The organism is Agrobacterium sp. M50-1, assembly GCF_049843495.1.
In the GTDB taxonomy this organism is placed as follows: Bacteria; Pseudomonadota; Alphaproteobacteria; order Rhizobiales; family Rhizobiaceae; genus Agrobacterium; species Agrobacterium radiobacter.
Genome location: NZ_JBBHZH010000005.1, coordinates 277,198 through 291,485, shown reverse-complemented (window position 1 = coordinate 291,485; position 14,288 = coordinate 277,198). Strand labels below are relative to the sequence as shown.

The 14,288-nt window shown below is 60.0% G+C and carries 14 protein-coding genes; all 14 read right to left on the bottom strand.

Going from position 1 to position 14,288, the window contains the following annotated elements; genetic code table 11:
* Positions 1–187 precede the first annotated feature (187 nt).
* Complete coding sequence (locus WDZ78_RS14755) at positions 188–1,327, bottom strand: hemolysin family protein (protein ID WP_020011047.1); 1,140 nt, start codon at positions 1,325–1,327, stop codon at positions 188–190.
* Between the two features lie 15 nt (positions 1,328–1,342).
* Complete coding sequence (gene ybeY, locus WDZ78_RS14750; protein WP_425673432.1) at positions 1,343–1,849, bottom strand: rRNA maturation RNase YbeY; 507 nt, start codon at positions 1,847–1,849, stop codon at positions 1,343–1,345.
* 9 nt (positions 1,850–1,858) lie between these two features.
* Positions 1,859–2,914 (bottom strand): PhoH family protein, encoded by a 1,056-nt coding sequence (locus WDZ78_RS14745; RefSeq protein ID WP_026363799.1) that lies wholly within the window; start codon positions 2,912–2,914, stop codon positions 1,859–1,861.
* 40 nt (positions 2,915–2,954) lie between these two features.
* Positions 2,955–4,358, bottom strand: coding sequence for a tRNA (N6-isopentenyl adenosine(37)-C2)-methylthiotransferase MiaB (gene miaB, locus WDZ78_RS14740; RefSeq protein WP_334426748.1), 1,404 nt, complete (start codon positions 4,356–4,358; stop codon positions 2,955–2,957).
* 62 nt (positions 4,359–4,420) lie between these two features.
* Positions 4,421–5,218, bottom strand: coding sequence for a lysophospholipid acyltransferase family protein (locus WDZ78_RS14735; protein WP_099085709.1), 798 nt, complete (start codon positions 5,216–5,218; stop codon positions 4,421–4,423).
* A 30-nt stretch (positions 5,219–5,248) separates the two neighbouring features.
* A complete protein-coding gene (locus WDZ78_RS14730) occupies positions 5,249–5,677 on the bottom strand; it encodes a Fur family transcriptional regulator (RefSeq protein WP_020011052.1) in 429 nt (142 codons plus the stop codon).
* Positions 5,678–5,745: 68 nt separating this feature from the next.
* Positions 5,746–6,240: a GNAT family N-acetyltransferase gene (locus WDZ78_RS14725; protein ID WP_425673431.1), complete on the bottom strand. Its 495-nt coding sequence runs from the start codon at positions 6,238–6,240 to the stop codon at positions 5,746–5,748.
* A gap of 43 nt (positions 6,241–6,283) precedes the next feature.
* Positions 6,284–6,952: a tRNA (adenosine(37)-N6)-threonylcarbamoyltransferase complex dimerization subunit type 1 TsaB gene (gene tsaB / locus WDZ78_RS14720; protein ID WP_425673430.1), complete on the bottom strand. Its 669-nt coding sequence runs from the start codon at positions 6,950–6,952 to the stop codon at positions 6,284–6,286.
* A 17-nt stretch (positions 6,953–6,969) separates the two neighbouring features.
* A complete protein-coding gene (locus tag WDZ78_RS14715) occupies positions 6,970–7,533 on the bottom strand; it encodes a NifU family protein (RefSeq protein ID WP_003503755.1) in 564 nt (187 codons plus the stop codon).
* Positions 7,534–7,678: 145 nt separating this feature from the next.
* Complete coding sequence (locus WDZ78_RS14710; protein WP_003503758.1) at positions 7,679–8,170, bottom strand: universal stress protein; 492 nt, start codon at positions 8,168–8,170, stop codon at positions 7,679–7,681.
* 114 nt (positions 8,171–8,284) lie between these two features.
* The gene (gene trpS / locus WDZ78_RS14705) at positions 8,285–9,349 is read right to left on the bottom strand and encodes a tryptophan--tRNA ligase (RefSeq protein WP_425673429.1); all 1,065 of its coding nucleotides are present in this window, start codon (positions 9,347–9,349) and stop codon (positions 8,285–8,287) included.
* A gap of 103 nt (positions 9,350–9,452) precedes the next feature.
* The gene (locus tag WDZ78_RS14700) at positions 9,453–9,857 is read right to left on the bottom strand and encodes a VOC family protein (RefSeq protein WP_020011056.1); all 405 of its coding nucleotides are present in this window, start codon (positions 9,855–9,857) and stop codon (positions 9,453–9,455) included.
* The gene (murJ, locus tag WDZ78_RS14695) at positions 9,857–11,446 is read right to left on the bottom strand and encodes a murein biosynthesis integral membrane protein MurJ (RefSeq protein WP_425673428.1); all 1,590 of its coding nucleotides are present in this window, start codon (positions 11,444–11,446) and stop codon (positions 9,857–9,859) included. The genes WDZ78_RS14700 and murJ overlap by 1 nt, the downstream gene beginning before the upstream one ends.
* A gap of 7 nt (positions 11,447–11,453) precedes the next feature.
* Positions 11,454–14,282, bottom strand: a complete 2,829-nt coding sequence (locus WDZ78_RS14690; protein ID WP_425673427.1) for a [protein-PII] uridylyltransferase — start codon at positions 14,280–14,282, stop codon at positions 11,454–11,456.
* Positions 14,283–14,288 lie beyond the last annotated feature (6 nt).

Genomic DNA, 14,288 nt, shown 5'->3' with positions numbered 1-14,288 from the left:
GCCATCTCCGTTTATGCGCATGTGGAAAAGCCCGCAGCCACGGAATTTCCCCTCAGACTCGACGTAAAGGAAAAAAGATTCGCAGTCCACAGGAGGGATGGCGGCCGGAGCACCGTGCGGCCTTTTGGCCGCTCCGAACTGTCAAATTGCTGCGTGGCGGAGATGACGGGGCATCCCGTCATCTCTCCTAATCGGCGTTCTGCTGGTGCGTGATGAGGCGAACATCGGGCGCGGGCAGCGCAATAACCCCGTTGGCTTCGCCCGGAGCGCGGTCATCCTCACCTTCGGAGCCGTGATCCCGGGCGATACGAACGCCCTTGATGCGCCGGCTATCCGCATCGAGAATCTGGAACTCGAAGCCCGGTACCGCACGAACCACCTCGCCCTTGGCCGGAATGCGGCCGAGTGCGAAAAAGATGAGGCCGCCGAGCGTGTCGATTTCTTCGAGATGTTCGCGCACGTCGAATTCCGGCCCGATCACCTCGGCAAGTTCGGTAAGTTCCGCGCGCGCATCGGCAACAAGCACATCGGCGGAAAGGCGCGAGAACATCGCCTCATCCTTGTCGTGCTCGTCATCGATGTCGCCTACGACCATCTCAACGATATCCTCGTGGCTGACGAGACCGTCCGTGCCGCCATATTCATCGATAACAAGCGCAAGCTGCGTTCTCTGCGCCTGCATCGTTTTCAGAAGATCGGAAGCGAGCATCGAGGGCGGCGCGAAGAGAATTTTACGCACGAGCCCGGCATCGGCGACCGTCTGTTCAAGATCGACCCGAGCCAGATCGAAATTCGGCCGCGGTGAGCGCGGCGCCTTCACTTCGCCATAAGCGACGCTTCGCGATCCGGCGCGGCGCTTGTTGCGGGCCTGCTTGGCGACATAGGCCAAAAGATCGCGAATGTGGATCATCCCTTTCGGGTTATCCAGGGTCTCGTCATAAACCGGCATGCGGGAGCGTCCGGTTTCCTCGAAGAGGATCAGCGCATCGCCGATCGTCATGTTCTGGTCGAGACCATCGATATCGACCCGCGGGATCATGATATCTTCGACCCTGATCTCACGGAAACGGAGGATATTGTTCAGCATCGCCCGTTCTTCAGGCGAAAAGGCCGCACCGATTTCGGTATCGTCCATCAGCGCGTCGGTCAGATCCTCGCGCAGGCGCTCGCCCTGGGATGGTTTCAGCAGCCGTGCGATGCGTGACCAGATGGTCGATTTCGGCTTGGCGTTGTAGTCGTGACGTAAGTGACTACTGCCCTCCTCCGAAGAGGACTGCTCGCCGTTTTCTCTGCCCTCATTGGCAGGTCGTGCAGAATGTTCGTTCATGGCTCCAGACAATATTTAAAGCGGTTCCTGACCCGCGTAGGGATCAGATAGGCCAAGCACCGCCAAAATGCGAGTCTCAAGCGACTCCATTTCTTCCGCTTCTTCCTCGTCCATGTGGTCATAACCGAACAAATGGAGGAACCCGTGGACGAGAAGATGGGTCAGATGATCCTCGAAACTCTTGTCAAGTTCAAGAGCCTCGCGTTCAACCGTCTCGCGCGCGATGACGATATCGCCCAGCATCGGGCCCGGCATACCGCCCGGCTCCAGCGGAAAAGCGGGAAAAGACAAGACATTGGTCGCCTTGTCCTTGTCGCGCCACTCGGCGTTGATTTCCCGGATATTTTCATCGTCGGTGAAGACCAGCGAAAGTTCCACGGGCATTTTCGGGAAGGGTTGATCCTCTTCCCGCTTCAGAAAATCGGCCGCCTCATCCATCACTTTGGTTGCAAAGGTAGCCAAGTCCTCTTCCGAGGACCAGCCTTCGGCCTCGACGCTGATTTGAATATCCAGAGCTGTCATTGCTTTGCGTCAGTCGCCCTTCACGAGGCTTTCGTCCGGCACGGCCGTGTGGGATTCGTAAGCCCGGACGATGCGCGCCACCATCGGGTGACGGACGACATCGACATCCTTGAAGCGCACGACGGACACGCCTTCGACATCGGTGAGGATTTGCAAGGCCTCGACAAGACCGGATTTCACGCCGCGCGGCAAATCCACCTGGCTCGGGTCACCCGTCACGATCATGCGGCCGTTTTCGCCGAGACGGGTCAGGAACATCTTCATCTGCATCGTCGTCGTATTCTGGGCTTCGTCCAGAATGACGGCGGCATTGGCAAGCGTGCGTCCGCGCATGAAGGCCAGCGGCGCGATTTCGATGACACCCGCCTGAATGGCCCGCTCCACCTTGTCGCCCGGCATCATGTCATAAAGCGCGTCATAAAGCGGGCGCAGATAGGGATCGACCTTTTCCTTCATGTCGCCGGGCAGGAAGCCCAGACGCTCGCCTGCCTCGACGGCGGGGCGTGAGAGGATGATGCGGTCGACCGCGCCACGCTCCAGAAGCTGGGCCGCATGCGCCACTGCCAGATAGGTCTTGCCGGTGCCGGCGGGACCGACGCCGAAAACCAGCTCGGACTGTTCCAGCGCCCGCATATAGACATCCTGCGTCGGCGTGCGGGCAGCGATGGTCTTCTTGCGGGTGGAAATCTGCGCCATGGAAATCTTCGCCTTGCGCTCCATCGTCGGCAAGGTCAGCTGGTCGTCTGCGGCCATGGCCATGCGGATCGCGCCTTCCACGTCGGAAACTTCGGCGGTGCCGCCCTTAAGCAGGCGCTCGTAGAGGAAATCCAGCGCGCGGCGGGCCTGGTTGGTAGCGACCACATCGCCGGTGATGGCAACGGAATTGCCGCGCGGGCGCGCATCGATATTGAGGCGCTGTTCCAGCAATTTCAGGTTCTGATCGAACTGACCGAATAGCTCTCCCGCTATCCTGTTATTCTCGAACGTGAGGACAAAGTGATTGGCGTCGGTCGCGGCTTGGCGTGGCTGGCGCGATGAAGGTGATACCAATTCATGTGCGTTCAAGCGGTCAGGCTCCTGTCCCAATCAGTGTCGGCTCCTCACTCTAACTCTCTGCCACCTCGGCAAACAAGCTGTTTGGACCCGTTGCGGTGATTCGTACATTAACAATGTCACCGATTTTCAACGTCTTTGCATCAAGATTCACGGATTGCAGCCATGGAGAGCGACCTATCAACTGCTCATGCATGCGACCGGGCTTTTCCAACAGCACATCCATGGTTTTTCCGACCAGCGATTCCGCAAATTCCTTCTGCTGCCGCAGCAACAGCGCCTGCAATCTCTCCAGACGCTCGGCCTTCACCTCTTCCGCAACCTGATCCGTGAGATCAGCGCCCGGCGTGCCGGGACGGGTGGAATATTTGAACGAAAAGGCCTGCGCGTATTTTACCGTCTCGACCATCGCCATTGTATCTTCGAAATCGCGATCCGTCTCACCGGGGAAACCGACAATAAAGTCTCCCGACATGGCGATATCAGGGCGGGCGGCGCGGATTTTTTCGATAAGCTGGATATATTCCTCGCCCGTATGGCGACGGTTCATCGCTTTCAGAATGCGATCGGAGCCAGACTGCACCGGCAGGTGCAGATAGGGCATCAGGATGCGCAGATCGCGATGCGCGCCAATCAGGCGATCATCCATGTCGCGCGGATGGCTGGTGGTATAGCGAAGCCGCGCAAGGCCGGGAATTTCCGCCAGCCGATACAGCAATTCGGCAAGTCCCCATTTCTCGCCCTGCGGGCCTTCGCCCTGCCAGGCATTCACATTCTGGCCAAGCAGTGTGATTTCGCGCACGCCGGCATCAACGAGCTTCATCGCTTCATCGACGATCTGGCGCACGGGGCGCGAGACTTCCGAACCGCGCGTATAGGGCACGACACAGAAGGTGCAGAACTTGTCGCAGCCTTCCTGCACCGTCAGAAACGCCGTGACACCGCGCGTGCGCAGCGTCGCCTTTTCGGCGACCGGAAGATGCTCGAACTTGTCTTCGACGGCGTATTCGGTTTCGATGACGCGCTCGCCGCCGCGTACGCGCTTCAGCGCATCCGGCAGGCGATGATAGGTCTGCGGGCCGATGACGACATCGACGGCAGGCGCACGGCGCAGGATTTCCTCGCCTTCCGCCTGTGCCACGCAACCGGCAACGCCAATCATGAATTCGCGGCCCTGCTCTTCGCGGGATTTTTTCATGTCACGCAGGCGGCCAAGCGCCGAATAGACCTTTTCAGCCGCCTTTTCGCGGATATGACAGGTGTTCAGCAGAACCAGATCGGCCTCGCCCATATCCTCGGTCTGAACGTAACCATCCTTCGCAAGCGCATCGCTCATGCGGACGGAATCGTAGACATTCATCTGACAGCCATAGGTCTTGATGAAAACCTTGCGGCTGTTCGAGCCCTCGGGGGCGATCATGGATTGGGCGTCAAGGCCAAGCGTTTCCTGGGTCATGGCGGCTATCTAGTGTTTTTCCCGGCCAGATTAAACAGAAAAATGCCGGAAAAGCTACGATCTCACGAATTCCGCCAGCCGCCGCGCAGGCTGAAGGCCAGCATGGAGCGGATGGTGGCGGCAACATCGGTCGCCAGTCGCTTGCGGTTGTCAGCGCTGTGAAACGGAACGCTGTCACCGAATGTCACGTCGACATCAATGGCACCGGCCCTGATGATGCCGAGCAGATGCGGCACGAGCGTGATGCTGCCCGGCCAGGCGGCAATGACGCGGTGGTAACGACCCATGGCCATGCCATGCACCCGCGTATAGGCGATAGCGACCGGCTGCACATACACCAGCTTGCCCGGAACCTGTTCAGCCGCAGTGGAAGCCGCGCCGAACAACGAGGATTTGACGGCGAGCATGCGGTTGCCATCCGAGGTGGTCCCTTCGGGGAACAGGACGACAATCTCGCCATCGGCCATGCGGCTGGCGATCTCGCTCACCTGCGCGCCGGTGCTGCGCTTCTGCTCGCGCTGAACGAAGATGCTTTTCTGCAGCCGGGCAAGCCAGCCGAAAACCGGCCAGTCACGCACCTCCGTCTTGGCGATGAATACCACGTCGGCAATGCTGCCCAAAACGAGGATGTCTTTCCACGAGGCGTGATTGACCGCCAGCATCAACGGTTTCGCGCGCTCCACATCCCCGTGGACGTGAACGCGGATGCCCAGAACATGGCAGGCAATGCGGTGCCAGATGCGCGGAATGCGGCGGCGAATCCGCCAGTCGAAGGCAAGGCCCAGCAATTGCAGCGGCAGCAAGACGAGCGTGACGATCAGGAGAACGACCGCGATATAGGCTGTCCGCAGCCACATCATGATTGGACCGTGCGCTTGTTCACCGGCGTCTCAGTGTTCGCCGGGCTTCAACGGCACGCCGTAAAGTTCCAGCCGGTGATCCACGAGCTTGAAACCGTGTTCCCGGGCGATCTTTTCCTGGAGGGCCTCGATCTCGGGCGAATGAAACTCGATGACCACACCGTTCTTCAGATCGATCAGATGGTCGTGATGTTCTTCAGGCACAGTCTCGTAACGCGAGCGGCCATCGCGAAAATCGTGACGTTCGATGATGCCGGCATCCTCAAACAGCTTCACCGTTCTGTAGACGGTGGAAATCGAGATGCGCGGATCCACGGCGGAGGAACGGCGGTAAAGTTCCTCGACATCGGGGTGGTCTGCCGATTCCTGAAGGACGCGGGCGATGACGCGGCGTTGGTCGGTCATCCGCATGCCGCGCTCGGCACAAAGTTCCTCCAGCGTTTTCGAAAGGTCTATCACGTCTTCTGGCCTTTGAGTATTCCGGTTGAATTTCGGGGCTCTCGCCGAAAAATGCCTGTCGCAGGGAACTAGCGAAGATCGCGGCGCATGACAAGCGCCGTCGACTTCGTTCCATCCTTGGCGGTGTAATAGGCCTTGCGTTCCGCGACGGTTTTGAAACCGAGCTTCCTGTAGAGCCCGAGAGCGGAGACATTGTTATTGTCCACCTCGAGAAACATGGTTTCAGCGCCACGCATCATCGCCTCGCGGATGGTCGACTGCATCAGGCGCCAGCCGAGACCCGCGCGTGCGAACTTGTCGGCCACGGCAACTGTGAGGATTTCCGCCTCGCCCGCCACTTCCCGCGCCAGCACGAAACCGCCGAGCGGTTTGCTGAAAAATGCGTTGGTCTGGCGTGCCACAGCACCAAAAACCGATCCTTGCGTCAGCAGTCCGGAAAACTCCCCGTCGTTCCACGGGCGCGGAAAGCGCAAGGCGTGCAAGTCCGACACCGCGGCGCAATCCTCATGCTGCATCGGCACGATCTCGAAATAGGGTTTCCAGGTCAGATAGTCGTCAAACATCACAAAAATCGAGAATCAGAAACATGCACTCATGCATGCCGTATCAGGCAACGTCCTGGCGTGCCAGCGCAAAACCGGTCTGCGGCCGGGCATCCGGTCCACGCAGATAAAGCGGCGCGGGTTTCGGCTGGCCTGCCTGCTTGCGCGCGCCAGCACGGGCAACGGAGGCAATCGGAAAATGATCCGGCCCGGACCCGCTTTCCTCTCCTGCAAACAGCGGCGCGGCGGAGCCGATGACGGAACCACTGAAACCGGAAAGAACACCCCTGGCGTCATCCAGAGACAGAAGCGCCGCCTCGTTGAGCGGTGATCCGTCCGTGCCGAATGCCTGAAGATAGGTTTCGCCGCGTTTCGCATCGAGCCCGACGGCCACGGGCCGGTCGGGATTTTCGAGCAGATGATGCAAGGCGAGCGTCTCAAGTGTGGTCACACCCATCGCCTCGATACCGAGCGACAGGGCAAAACCACGCGCAGCGGCGACACCGACACGGATACCGGTGAAAGACCCCGGCCCGATCGTCACGGCAATACGTTCGACATTCTGGAGCGACAGTTGCGCCTGCTCCAGAGCCCCGTCGATCACGGCCATTAGTCTTTCGGCATGGCCCTTGCCGATCGTTTCGCAGACCTCTCCGAGCACCCTGTCTGAGATGCTGTCATAGATGCAGGCGGAACAATCCACACCTGAGGTGTCGAGTGCGAGAACAATCATGACCTGGCTTTACAGCATTATACCGCTTCGACTTCGCGCACTTCCGGCACGAAATGGCGAAGCAGGTTCTGAACGCCATGCTTCAGCGTGGCGGTGGAGGACGGGCAGCCCGAGCAGGCGCCCTTCATGTTCAGGAACACCGTGCCGTCGCGGAAACCACGGAAGGTGATGTCGCCGCCATCCTGCGCCACGGCAGGGCGGACGCGGGTATCCAGCAGTTCCTTGATGGTCGCGACGATGGTTTCGTCACCCTCTTCGAAGAACTCGCCTTCTTCATCCGATACTTCGGCCGCGATAGCCGTACCCATGATGGGGCGGCCGGACATGAAGTGCTCCATGATCGCGCCCAGAATGGCCGGCTTCAGGTGCTGCCATTCCGCGCCGTCCTTGGTGACGGTGATGAAATCGAAACCGAAATAAACGCCGGTAACCCCCGGAATGGTGAAGAGGCGCTCCGCCAGGGGCGAAGCCTGCGCCTGCGAAGGATTGAGAAACTCCACCGTCCCGCTTTCCAGCACCACCTTGCCCGGCAGGAACTTCAGCGTCGTGGGGTTCGGCGTGGCTTCCGTCTGAATGAACATCGTCTTCTCCTTCGAGGTCGCCGTTCACGCCCCGTAATTTAGAATTCTTCCAAAAAATACGCCCGGCGAAGCTTCACTTCAAGCCCTGACATGATAATTACATTCAAGAAATCGTCAGCCCCTAAATCTTGCCCGAACCCCGGGGTCAGCAGAGTGCGTCGATTTCCTCGTCCGACAACGTATCCGGCAGCACGGTGACGGGGATCGGGAAGGCTGCCCCTCGCCCGGCAATGGAGGAAACGAGTGGCCCCGGCCCTTCTTTTGTTGATCCCGCCGCCAGAACGAGAATCGCGATATCGCGGTCTTCCTCGATCAACCCGTGGATCTGCTCGGTGGCGCTGCCTTCGCGGATCACCGCTTCCGGCTCGATGCCGATGGTTTCACGAACCTTCTGGGCGATCTTGGCGAGTGTGGCTTCCGCCTCCTCCCGCGCCTCGGCCCGCATGATCTGCTCGACACCCAGCCATTGCTGGAAATCGCCTTCCGGGATCATGTAAAGCAGCACCAACCCGCCGTTGGAGTTCTTGGCGCGACGACCGGCATAGTGCACGGCCCTTTCGCATTCCGGTGTGTCATCGATAACAGCGAGAAACTTGCGACGATGCCCTTCCAGACGCGACAGCCGTTTTGAAACCATTCTGCACTCCCTAGGTCCGCCGTGATCCGAGAAACCGCCCGACGGTTCGGGCGGAGATTATATCAAATCACGGCAGGCGCAAACCGCCCGCCGCATCCGCGCAGCAGCGACCTGTCAGCGCAGGAAGCCGATGATATCGCGCACCTCGTTCATCGTCTTTTCGGCGATGGCACGCGCCCGCTCGCCGCCCTGGCTGAGGATGGCGTCGATATGGGTCGGGTCATCGAGAAGGCGGCGCATCTCATTGTTGACCGGTGCCAGCACATTGACGGCAAGCTCGACGAGGGCCGGTTTGAAGGCCGAGAACTGCTGTCCGCCGAATTCCGAGAGCACATCGGCCTTGGTCCTGTCGGACAGGGCGGCATAGATACCGACGAGGTTTTCGGCTTCGGGACGGCCCTTCAGGCCTTCCACTTCGCTCGGCAGCGCATCCGGGTCGGTCTTTGCCTTCCTGATCTTCTTCGAAATCGCATCGACATCATCCATGAGATTAATGCGCGACAGATCGGAGGGATCGGACTTCGACATCTTCTTGGTGCCGTCCTTCAACGACATCACGCGCGGCGCGGGGCCGCCGATCAGCGGTTCCACCATCGGGAAATAGGCGTGCACCGGCTCATCGCCGACCGTGATGTCAAGGCCAAGCCCGGCCTTGCGGATATGATCGCTGAAATCGATGTTGAATTTCTGGGCGATATCGCGGGCGAGCTCCAGATGCTGCTTCTGGTCGTCACCGACAGGAACATGGGTGGCGCGATAGACGAGAATGTCGGCGGCCATCAGGCTCGGATAGGCGAGCAGGCCAAGCGAGACCTGCTCGGCATTCTTGCCGGACTTGTCCTTGAACTGGGTCATGCGCTCCATCCAGCCGATGCGCGCCACACAGTTGAACACCCATGCCAGTTCCGCATGCTGCGGCACGGCCGACTGGTTGAAGACGATGTGCTTCACGGGGTCGATACCGGCTGCGATGAAGGCGGCCGCAATCGATCGGGTCTGCGCCTTCAGGTCGGAGTGAACGAGCTGGGCGGTGATGGCATGCATGTCGACGACGCAATAGATGCAGTCGTTATCTTCCTGCAGCGCCACGAACTTGCGGATCGCGCCGAGATAGTTGCCGAGATGCAGATTGCCGGTCGGCTGGACGCCCGAGAAAACCAGCGGCTTGAATGCGTTCATTGTCGTCCTCGAAAAGGCTTGTGGAGGGCCCCGCCCCATGGTTGGAATTGCACGCGCGCTTATGCACCCGCAGCCCCCAGCAATCAAGCAGTTTCAGGGCATGTCAGCCGAGAGGTTCCAGAAGATCCCAGCGATTTCCGTAAGGGTCAACAAAGACCGCAACGGAGCCGTAAACCTCATGGCGCGGCTCCTCCAGAAAGCGCACGCCGCGAGCAAGCATGGTCTCGTAATCGCGCTGGAAATTGTCGGTATGCAGGAAAAATCCGACGCGCCCACCCGTTTGGTTGCCGATGGCAAGCCTTTGCGGTTCCCCATCCGCCTCGGCAAGCAGCAAGGCGCCGCCCTCGGTCCCTTGCGGCTTCACCACCAGCCACCGCTTGCCGTCGCCAAGCGGTTGATCGGAAAGGCATTCAAACCCGAGAACGTCGCAATAAAAAGCCTTCCCGCGATCGTAGTCATCCACGACAAGCGTGACGAGTGCGATGCGGCGGTTTTCAGCAAAGGACATCAGCCCGCCTCCGTCTCGACGTTCTTTTTGCCGCGCTTGCGAATGGCTCTCTTCACCATGCCGATGTCAGCCCCGCCCGAAACGAAAGCCAGCACGAAATAAACCAGCATGGCTGCGAAAACGAGAGCCATGATGGTGCCGGCCCGGATGAAAATGGACGAGGCGGAAGACAGTTCGAATGTCAGCCAGGTCAGCGCATAGTGCACGAAACCGGCCATGAGGGCAGCGGCCAGCAGCAGGCGCGGAATGCGGGTGAGCAGCGGAATATCCACCTGCCAGTGGCCGCGCCAAAAAAGCATGCCGAACAGCAAAGCGGCATTCACCCAGCCGGCGGTGATTTCGGCAATGGCGATGCCCGGGCCGCCGAGACGCGGAAACAGCGTCAGCGCCAGCGAGACGTTCACCACCACGGAAATCGCCGCGAAGATCATCGGCGTACGGGTGTCCTCGCGAGCGAAGAAGCCGGGAATGAAGGCTTTGATCAGCACGAAAGCCGGCAGGCCGAGACCATAGATGCCGAGAATCTGCGCAACGGTGATAGTGGCTGAAGGCGAGAAATTGCCGCGTTCATAGAGAAAACGCACGATGGGCTCCGCCATGACGAGAAGGGCAGCGGCAGCGGGCAACGTCAAAAACAGCACGAATTCGACCGAGCGGTTCTGCAGGCTTCCCGCCTCGACCATATGCCCGCCGCGCAAAGCCCGCGCCAGCTCCGGCAAAAGCACGGTGGCGACGGCGATGCCGACGACACCGAGCGGCAGCTGGTAAATCCGGTCCGCATAGGCAAGCGACGAGATCACACCCTCGCCGGCGGAGGCTATATTGGTGTTGATCAGCAGATTGATCTGGGTGATGCCGCCGGTGATCGCGGCGGGTAGAGCAAGGACCAGAAGACGTTGAACGTTCTTCGTCAGCCGGGGCCTGCGGAAACCGATCCGCATGCCGGCATTGCGCACTGCGATCCACACGATGGCAAGCTGCACCACCCCTGCCACCATGACACCCCAGGACAAGGCGTAACCCACCTGCAGGGGATCATAATTCTTCCACCATGCTAAGGCGAGCACGCCGATGAGGATGATGTTGAGAAAAACGGGCGCAATCGCGGCAGCGAAATAACGGTGCAGCGAATTCAACATGCCGCCCATCATCGCCGCCAGCGACATGCAGGCGAGATAGGGGAACATGATGGTCGCGAGCCGGACGGTGTTGTCGAATTTCACCGGGTCTTCGAGGAAGCCCGGCGCAATCACGGTGCGCACGATGAACGGCATCGACAGTTCCATCAGGATCGTCAAAGCCAGAAGCACGGTGAACAGAACGCCGAAGACCTCTTCGGAAAAGCGCCTTGCGCCCTCCATGCCATTCGCCTCGATTTCCTTGGCGAAAAGCGGCACGAAGGCCGAATTGAACGCGCCTTCGGCAAAAAGCCGCCTGAAGGTGTTAGGAAAACGGAAGGCGGCATTAAAGGCGTCGGCCACCGGCCCGGTGCCGACGGCGGCGGCCATCAGGGTTTCTCGGAGAAAGCCGAAGATGCGGCTGCCGAGCGTGGCGGTGCCGACGGTGGCGAACTTGCCGATCAGACTCATGGGCGCCTCAAGCCTTTGCCGTGCGCGCGGCAGGCAGGGCCGCCACGTCTGGATGGGCGATGATGCCGTTCGGCATGCGGTCACGCAATTCGTCTTCCTGTTCGCTCATCACGGCCTTCAGGCGCTGCGCAATGCTGGCCTGGCGATTGTCGTTCGTTACCTTCTGGCCGAAGAGATCAGTCACATAAAAGGTGTCGATGACCTTTTCGCCAAAGGTGGTGATGCGGGCAGAGTGAATGTCAAGCGACAGATCGGCAATGACCGCCGTCATATCAGCCAGAAGGCCCGGCCGGTCGAGGCACTCGACCTCGATGACGGTGAACTTGTTCGACAGCCCGTTGGAAATGATGACCGAGGGCGGAATGGTGAAAGCGCTTTTCTTCCTGCGGCTCTTGGTCCGCGTGGCGATCATTTCCGGAAGGCGCTGCTTGCCGGAGAGAACCTCTTCGATAAGCTTGCCGACATTGTTGCCGCGCCGCGTCTCATCCTCGTCGATCGGAAATTCGCGATTGATCAGGATCGTATCCAGCGCCCGCCCGTCGGAGGTCGTGAAAATCTGCGCATCCGCGATATTGGCGCCGGCCGCAGCACAGGCGCCTGTGATGATCGACAGAAGGCGCGGATGGTCCGGCGCCAGTACGGTGATTTCGGTGATGGCATGGAAGGAGTGGGTGCGCACCATGGTCGACAACGCCTTTTCCTGCTTGTCGGCCTCGCGGATGAAGCGGGTGTGTCGCACCTGATCTTCCAGCGCCACCGTCAGCAGATAGGGCTCATAATGCAGCTTGGTGTATTTGCGCCGCGCTTTCTGGCCCCAATCGTCGAGGGCGTCGTAAAGCGCCTGCCGGGCGATCTGCGCCCGTTCCTTGCGGGAGACTTCCGAAAAACCGCCGGACAGCAGCAGTTCCGTCTCGTAATAGAGCGAACGTAGCAGCTGCCCCTTCCAGCCGTTCCACACACCCGGACCGACAGCGCGGATATCGCAGACCGTCAGAATGAGCAGCATCTTCAGCCGCTCCATGGACTGCACCTTGTCGGCGAAATCGGTGATGGTCTTGCGGTCATGCAGGTCGCGCGTCTGGGCGACCATGGACATCAGAAGGTGCTGCTCGATCAGCCAGACAACGGTTTCTGTCTGCTTGCCGGTCAGACGAAAGCGCTGGCAGAGCTTGCGGGCGACGCGTGCGCCGGCAATCGAGTGATCCTCCTGCCGGCCCTTGGCGACGTCATGCAACAGGACGGCGACATAAAGCGCCTCACGTTCCTCAACGCTCGGCATCAGCTGGTTGGCAAGCGGGTGGGCGTCGACGGCCGTTCCCTTGTCCACTTCCGACAGCACGCCGACGGAACGGATCAGGTGCTCATCCACCGTATAGTGATGATACATGTTGAACTGCATCATCGCGACGATCTTGCCGAATTCGGGGATGAATTTGCCGAGCACGCCGGCCTCGTTCATGCGCCGCAGCGTCAGCGCCGGATCGCGTCGTGAGGTGAGGATCGACAGAAACAGCCGGTTCGCCTCCTCGTTCTCGCGAAGAGCGTCATTGATGAGCGACAGCGAGCGGGTGACGACGCGCAACGCATCCGGGTGAAGTTCCAGATTGTTGATATCGGCGATGTGGAAGAGCCGGATCAGATTGACCGGGTCGTTCTTGAAGACATCAGGCTTGGCGAGCGCAATGCGCCCCCGGTCCTCGACAAATTCCACCGAGCCGGGAATCTTGCGCACACGATGGGCGAAGCGGCTGAGAACGCCGGAAAGGCCCGGCACGTCCTTTGCCTGGCGATCCTCAAGTGCTGCGCAGACGATGCGGGTCAGGTCGCCCACATCCTTCGCCACGAGGAAATAGTGCTTCATGAAACGCTCGACGGCGGAAAGGCCGGGGCGCGGCTGATAGCCGAGCGCATCGGCAATTTCGCGCTGTATGTCGAAGGAAAGGCGCTCTTCCGCCTTGTTGGTGATGAAATGCATCTGGCAACGGACGGCCCAGAGAAAATCATCAGCCTTTTCGAACAGCCTGAGTTCGCGCCGCGACAGGACGCCGAGCTTCACCAGATCGGCCGTATCGCGGACGTGATAATAATATTTGGCGATCCAGAACAGCGTGTGCAGGTCGCGCAACCCGCCCTTGCCTTCCTTGACGTTCGGCTCCACCAGATAACGCGTATCGCCCGCCTTGCGGTGGCGCTGGTCGCGCTCGGCCAGCTTTGCGGCAATGAATTCCGGGCCGGTGCCGGTGACGACTTCCGACTCGAAGCGTTTTTCAAGATCGTCGGTCAGGGATTTTTTACCGCAGATCGCCCGCACTTCCAGAATGGCGGTTCGGATCGTCATATCGGATTTGGACAGGCGGATGCATTCATCCACCGTGCGGGTGGCATGGCCGACCTTGAAACCGAGGTCCCAGAGGAGATAGAGCACGAACTCCACGGCCTTGTGCATGTCAGGTGTGTTCTTGGCCGGCAGCAGGAACAGGAGATCGATGTCCGATCCCGGAGCGAGCGTGCCACGACCATAACCGCCGACTGCGGCCACCGCTATCTGCGGCGTATCTTTCGGATAGACATATTGGCAGGCGAGATCATAGAGGATTTCGATCAGCCGATCCTGAAGCCAGGAAATGCGTCTGGCGCAATCGATGCCACTGCCATCGGCTTTCAGCAGTTCCTTGGCCTTTTCCCGGCCTTCCGTGCTGGCCTTGCGAAAGATCGGCAACAGATCGGAGCGAATATCGGCAATGCGTTTGCCGTCTTCCTTGAAGATGATGTCGCATTCGCGCTTCAGCGCCGATACATCGAGAATGTCGGAAAAATCCAGGTCCTTGATGGCCATCTATGC

What these genes read in the sequence shown, in the direction of transcription:
- ybeY (WP_425673432.1), bottom strand. Translation starts at nt 1,849, where the DNA reads ATGACAGCTCTGGATATTCAAATCAGCGTCGAGGCCGAAGGCTGGTCC.
- WDZ78_RS14755 (WP_020011047.1), bottom strand. Translation starts at nt 1,327, where the DNA reads ATGAACGAACATTCTGCACGACCTGCCAATGAGGGCAGAGAAAACGGC.
- WDZ78_RS14700 (WP_020011056.1), bottom strand. Translation starts at nt 9,857, where the DNA reads ATGTCCTTTGCTGAAAACCGCCGCATCGCACTCGTCACGCTTGTCGTG.
- trpS (WP_425673429.1), bottom strand. Translation starts at nt 9,349, where the DNA reads ATGAACGCATTCAAGCCGCTGGTTTTCTCGGGCGTCCAGCCGACCGGC.
- WDZ78_RS14715 (WP_003503755.1), bottom strand. Translation starts at nt 7,533, where the DNA reads ATGTTCATTCAGACGGAAGCCACGCCGAACCCCACGACGCTGAAGTTC.
- WDZ78_RS14735 (WP_099085709.1), bottom strand. Translation starts at nt 5,218, where the DNA reads ATGATGTGGCTGCGGACAGCCTATATCGCGGTCGTTCTCCTGATCGTC.
- tsaB (WP_425673430.1), bottom strand. Translation starts at nt 6,952, where the DNA reads ATGATTGTTCTCGCACTCGACACCTCAGGTGTGGATTGTTCCGCCTGC.
- WDZ78_RS14725 (WP_425673431.1), bottom strand. Translation starts at nt 6,240, where the DNA reads ATGTTTGACGACTATCTGACCTGGAAACCCTATTTCGAGATCGTGCCG.
- murJ (WP_425673428.1), bottom strand. Translation starts at nt 11,446, where the DNA reads ATGAGTCTGATCGGCAAGTTCGCCACCGTCGGCACCGCCACGCTCGGC.
- miaB (WP_334426748.1), bottom strand. Translation starts at nt 4,358, where the DNA reads ATGACCCAGGAAACGCTTGGCCTTGACGCCCAATCCATGATCGCCCCC.
- WDZ78_RS14710 (WP_003503758.1), bottom strand. Translation starts at nt 8,170, where the DNA reads ATGGTTTCAAAACGGCTGTCGCGTCTGGAAGGGCATCGTCGCAAGTTT.
- WDZ78_RS14690 (WP_425673427.1), bottom strand. Translation starts at nt 14,282, where the DNA reads ATGGCCATCAAGGACCTGGATTTTTCCGACATTCTCGATGTATCGGCG.